This window comes from Methylocucumis oryzae, from assembly GCF_000963695.1.
GTDB lineage: Bacteria > Pseudomonadota > Gammaproteobacteria > Methylococcales > Methylomonadaceae > Methylovulum > Methylovulum oryzae.
Genome location: NZ_LAJX01000380.1, coordinates 1 through 565 on the forward strand (window position 1 = coordinate 1; position 565 = coordinate 565).

General features: G+C 56.0%; 1 pseudogene. It reads left to right on the forward strand.

The window, feature by feature from the left end:
* Positions 1-565 (forward strand): annotated as a pseudogene (locus VZ94_RS24950) (IS66 family transposase); the annotation flags it as partial.

Genomic DNA, 565 nt, shown 5'->3' on the forward strand with positions numbered 1-565 from the left:
AAAMCGCCGGTGTCGCAGCTAGAACCCGGCACCGGCAAGACGCGCAAAGCCTATTTGTGGGCTTACCGCAGCAACGATTTGCAACCCGGACCGCGCATCATCGTCTTTGACTATCAAACCGGTCGCAGCGGCAGCCATGCGCGCGAGTTTCTCGGCGATTGGCGAGGCCATCTCATGGTCGACGACAAATTGCTCCTGCATTTGCTGCATTCACGCCTTCCTTGGCGCTCATGATTATGCCGGCTATAAGGCCTTATTTACTGACACTGGCGACGCCGGTGCCTGTATAGAACTCGGTTGTTTCGCACATGCCCGACGCAAATTCTTTGACTTGCACCAGGCTAATCACAGCCCGATAGCGTTAGAGGCGCTAAACCGAATAGCTGAGCTATATGCGGTAGAAGCCGAAGCCAAGACCCTGACCATTGCTGAGCGGCAAGCTTTACGCGCCGAAAAAAGCCTACCGGCACTAGCCTCTTTGCACGCTTGGCTCATGGCAACCCGCGCCAAAACCGCACCTGGCGGCAGCCACTGCCAAGGCTTTAGATTACAGCCTCAAAACGCT